This is a genomic window from Acinetobacter sp. UBA3106, assembly GCA_002365595.1.
Classification (GTDB): domain Bacteria; phylum Pseudomonadota; class Gammaproteobacteria; order Pseudomonadales; family Moraxellaceae; genus Acinetobacter.
The window spans coordinates 10,849-15,211 of record DFAM01000026.1 but is presented as its reverse complement, the minus strand read 5'-3'; the positions used below and the strand labels follow the sequence as shown (position 1 = coordinate 15,211).

The following is a 4,363-nucleotide window of genomic DNA, read 5'->3' as shown; positions in this document are numbered from 1 at the left end:
CTTGGCACGGTTGGTAATTAACGTACCTACCCCATGATCGGTAAAAATTTCCAGCAAGGTTGCATGTGGAACACGTCCATCTACAATATGCGCGCTGACCACACCGCCTTTAACAGCATCCAGTGCACAGCCCACTTTAGGAATCATGCCGCCATAGATCACACCGGTTTCAATCAAACGATCGACTTCCTGAGTAGTTAAACCCGTCAGCAGATTTTTATTTTCATCTAGTACGCCGCTAATATTGGTCAGAAGTATGAGTTTTTCTGCACCTAAGGCTTCAGCGACTTTACCTGCAACTAAATCGGCATTGATATTGTAGGTATTACCTTCATCATCTACACCTAAGGGTGCAATCACAGGAATGAAATCGCTATTCGTGAACATTTCAAGCACGTCAGTTTTTACACCAATGACTTCACCGACCAGACCCAAATCAATCTGCTTGACTGTGCCGTCTTCAGCGGTTTTCTCCATCAACAGCTTTTGTGCGCGTAGCAAATTGCCATCTTTACCGGTTAAACCAATAGCACGACCACCATGTTGATTAATCAGATTCACGATGGATTTATTCACGCTACCACCCAAAACCATTTCAACCACTTCCATGGTGGCAGGATCAGTCACGCGCATACCATCAATACGGTCAGATTCACGCCCCAACTGTTTCAGGAAGGAATCAACCTGAGGACCGCCACCATGCACCACAATTGGATTTAAGCCGACCGTTTTTAACAATACAATGTCACGTGCGAACGAGCTTTCCAGCTCTGGATCGGTCATTGCGTTGCCACCATACTTTACTACTAGCGTCTTACCTGCAAAACGTTGAATATACGGCAAAGCTTCTGTCAAAATTTGTGCTTTGTCGATGCCAGTATGCTGATGTGGCATTCGCCTCTCCTTATTGAGCATCTAAAATGTCTTGTGCGATTTGAGGATATCGGTCACTTAACATGGAAACAAATGTATGTCGAATAGCGTTTAATCTTACCGGATTATCTGCATCAAACCGTACTGTAAAATATTCGCCGGTATTCGATGCTCGAATAATGCCAAATCCATCTTCAAAATCAAGTCGTACACCATCAATTTTACTCAATTGTGCATTCAAATCATGACTTTTTAATTCAACATCCTGTAATACTGCTGCCGGCTCTTCACTATGGGTACTAATATAGAGATCTTCAGTGCAATAACGTTCCGGATAAGCTTTCAAGGCTTGGGATAGGGTTAAATCAGCCTGCTGGCTGAGATATTCAAGTATGCGTAATGCAGCATATAAACCATCATCATAACCAAAACCACGCCCATCATTAAATACATAATGACCTGCGTACTCTCCACCAAATACAGCTTTACCTTGCGAATTCGCGATATAGGTACGCAAAAAAGAGCTTCCTGTACGGATCATTTTGGCCTGTCCACCTAAATAACGAACAGTATTGCCCACCATGGTCGAACATTTGACATCATAAACCACTTCATAACCCGGATGCGTTTTCAGGCACATTTCTGAAAATAACGACAACAACCGATCTGCAGAAATTATTGTGCCATGTTCATCAATCAAGACCAGTCGGTCGCCATCACCATCCAGCGCAATACCAATATCGGCTTGCTGTTCAAGTACGGTTTGCTTTAATTCCGAGAGATGCTTCTCTTGTGAAGGATCAGGTGCATGGTCCGGAAAATGACCATCAGCTTCACAGCGGATAGCAGTCAGTTCACAGCCCATTTTTTTGAGCACTAAAGCCGCACAGCGTCCGGCTGAACCATTCAATCCGTCCAGGACCACTTTAAATGGTCGCTTTAACTGGATATCGCTTAATAAAGCATGTTGATATTCAAGGCAATATTTAACTATAACTTCATGTTGAATGGGATCAATATGTATTTTTTCTTCTGGAGCAAAAACCGAACATGCAGCTAAAGCTACTTGTTGAATCTGTTCTGGACAAGGCGGCTCGCCCTGAATAACCCACTTCACACCATTATCTGTTTTTGGATTATGGCTGGCAGTGAGCATTATGCCGTTACCCTCAAATTGACGGGCAATAAAATACAATAACGGAGTCGAACAGCAACCAATAATAGTGGCTTGCAAGCCTTTTTCTTCACATATTTGTCGGATAATTTCTGCATATTGAGGACTGGTTAAACGCGCGTCATAACCAATGGCCAATTGAGTCTGTCCTAATTTTTGATATTGAATCACCAACCCATAGGCAATGGCTTTGACAAGTTCCGGTGTCAAAAGTGATATTTTTCCACGAATATCATAGGCACGAAAAATTTGTGCAGGGAATTTTTTATTTTCAAAATTCATGATGACATCTTCTACTTAGAGTAGCCCATAAAAAGCAAATCTTATGGAATATTGGATTAGGTCAGTATTCACAACCAGTGCATCATCTTAAAGGAAAAGATGAGCATTTTAAAAGAATTTCATCGTTTTAATCAAAGGCAGAATTGTGTTTTCTTCTTTTAAAAAAACAGCTTATTTCTTTGAAAGATAAATATTTTATAAGATATAAAAGATTTAAACCTATCAATAGTTTTGATTTAACAACCATCTATATACAAAATAGTACAAAACAAAACACTTAAACTAAAAAACTTCTAAATCAATGCTTTATAGATAAACACATGAAATATCTATTAATAATTCATTTTATTATAAATGTGATTAATCTTTTAAATAAAATAATTTTTATAGTAAAAATAAAACCTGATAAACACATATAGCGACGTGTTTATCAGGTTGTTTATTTTAAAACTAAAACAATATTTAGCCTTTACCGGTATGACCAAAACCACCTGCGCCACGTTCAGTTGCTTCAAATTCATTCACAATATCAAATTGCGCCTGCATAACAGGAACCAGTACATACTGTGCTAAACGCTCACCAGGCTGTAAAGTAAATGCTGTTTGGCTACGGTTCCACACCGATACCATCAACTCACCTTGATAATCTGAATCAATCAGGCCCACCAGATTGCCTAAAACAATGCCATGTTTATGTCCTAAACCTGAGCGCGGTAAAATTAAACCGGCAAAATTGGTATCTTCAATATAAATAGCCAAACCGGTTTTCACCAATACTGTTTGACCCGGTTCAATGACAGTCTCTTCATTCACACAGGCACGCAAGTCCAGACCTGCTGAACCCGAAGTCGCATAAGTTGGCATAGGCCACTCGTTGCCTAAACGTGTATCGAGTACTTTCACTTGAACTTTCATTTGTTTTCCTAATTGCATGGTTTAAATAGTGAATTAACGCTTGATCAGCGCACGTAAATTTTCAAGATAATGCTGGGCTTGCAGTTTTGGATCAATATTGCCTGCCAATTTTTTCTTGCGGCCCAGCCATTCCAGTTCATCTTGTGGTAGTTCATCCAGGAAGCGGCTTGGTGTCATTTGTTTCATCTGCCCACCTGCTTTACGCTGCTCGGCCAAAGTAATAGTCAAACCTTGACGGGCACGGGTAATACCCACGTACATCAAACGGCGTTCTTCTTCCACGGTTTCAGCTGCAATCGAGTTTTTATGCGGCAGAATTTCTTCTTCCAGACCAATCAGATAGACATAAGGAAATTCCAGACCTTTCGATGCATGCAAAGTCAACAAATTCACTTTATCGGTATCTTCTTCTTCCTGCTGTTGCTCGAGCATATCCAGCAACACCATTTTACGAATTACACTTTCAATATTCTTGTCATCCACATCTTCGGCGCGGTTGATGAGACTTTGAATACTGCTATACAGCACTTCAATATTATCCAGCTTGGTTTTTTCCTGCGCTGGTGTGGCTGCATTTTCCTTAATGTAATCAATATAGCCAGCTTCATGCATCATCTGGCGGATAATCGGTACAGGCTCGTCATCATCAAGCAGGTTCCGGGTGAAATTGCTAATAAAATCGGCAAATTCAGCCAATTGTGTAGTGGCTTTTTTAGGAATCACCATGGTCAGGCGCTGATCACCTGCCGCGGCCAATAAGGACAAATGATTTTCTTGTGCAAACAAGCCCAGCTTTTCCAATGTCACCGGACCGATGGCACGTTTAGGCGTATTAATAATCCGTAAAAATGCACTGTCATCTTCAGGGTTAATAATTAAACGTAAATAACTCATGAGGTCTTTAATTTCTGCGCGAGCAAAGAAAGACTGACCACCAGAAAGCTTGTATGGAATCTGCATTTGACGCAGCTGGGTTTCCAAAATGCGTGCCTGGAAATTACCACGATATAAAATCGCGTAATCTTTCCAGTTTTTCCCATTCATCAGCTTATGGGTAATCAGATCCTTGACCACGCGTTCGGCTTCGTCATCATCATTACGGCAGGTAATGACCCGAAT

At 40.9% G+C, this 4,363-nt stretch carries 4 protein-coding genes; all 4 read right to left on the bottom strand.

What is annotated here, in order from left to right; translation table 11 throughout:
- Nucleotides 1-894 (bottom strand): acetylglutamate kinase (gene argB, locus B4C48_RS13815; protein ID WP_291357489.1); only part of this gene is annotated, 894 nt, incomplete at its 3' end.
- 10 nt (nt 895-904) lie between these two features.
- Nucleotides 905-2,329 (bottom strand): phosphomannomutase/phosphoglucomutase, encoded by a 1,425-nt coding sequence (locus tag B4C48_RS13810; RefSeq protein WP_291357487.1) that lies wholly within the window; start codon nt 2,327-2,329, stop codon nt 905-907.
- A gap of 462 nt (nt 2,330-2,791) precedes the next feature.
- A complete protein-coding gene (gene dut, locus B4C48_RS13805) occupies nt 2,792-3,244 on the bottom strand; it encodes a dUTP diphosphatase (protein WP_291357485.1) in 453 nt (150 codons plus the stop codon).
- Nucleotides 3,245-3,277: 33 nt separating this feature from the next.
- Nucleotides 3,278-4,363: 3'-5' exonuclease (locus B4C48_RS13800; protein ID WP_291357483.1), on the bottom strand; the 1,086-nt coding region annotated here is incomplete at its 5' end.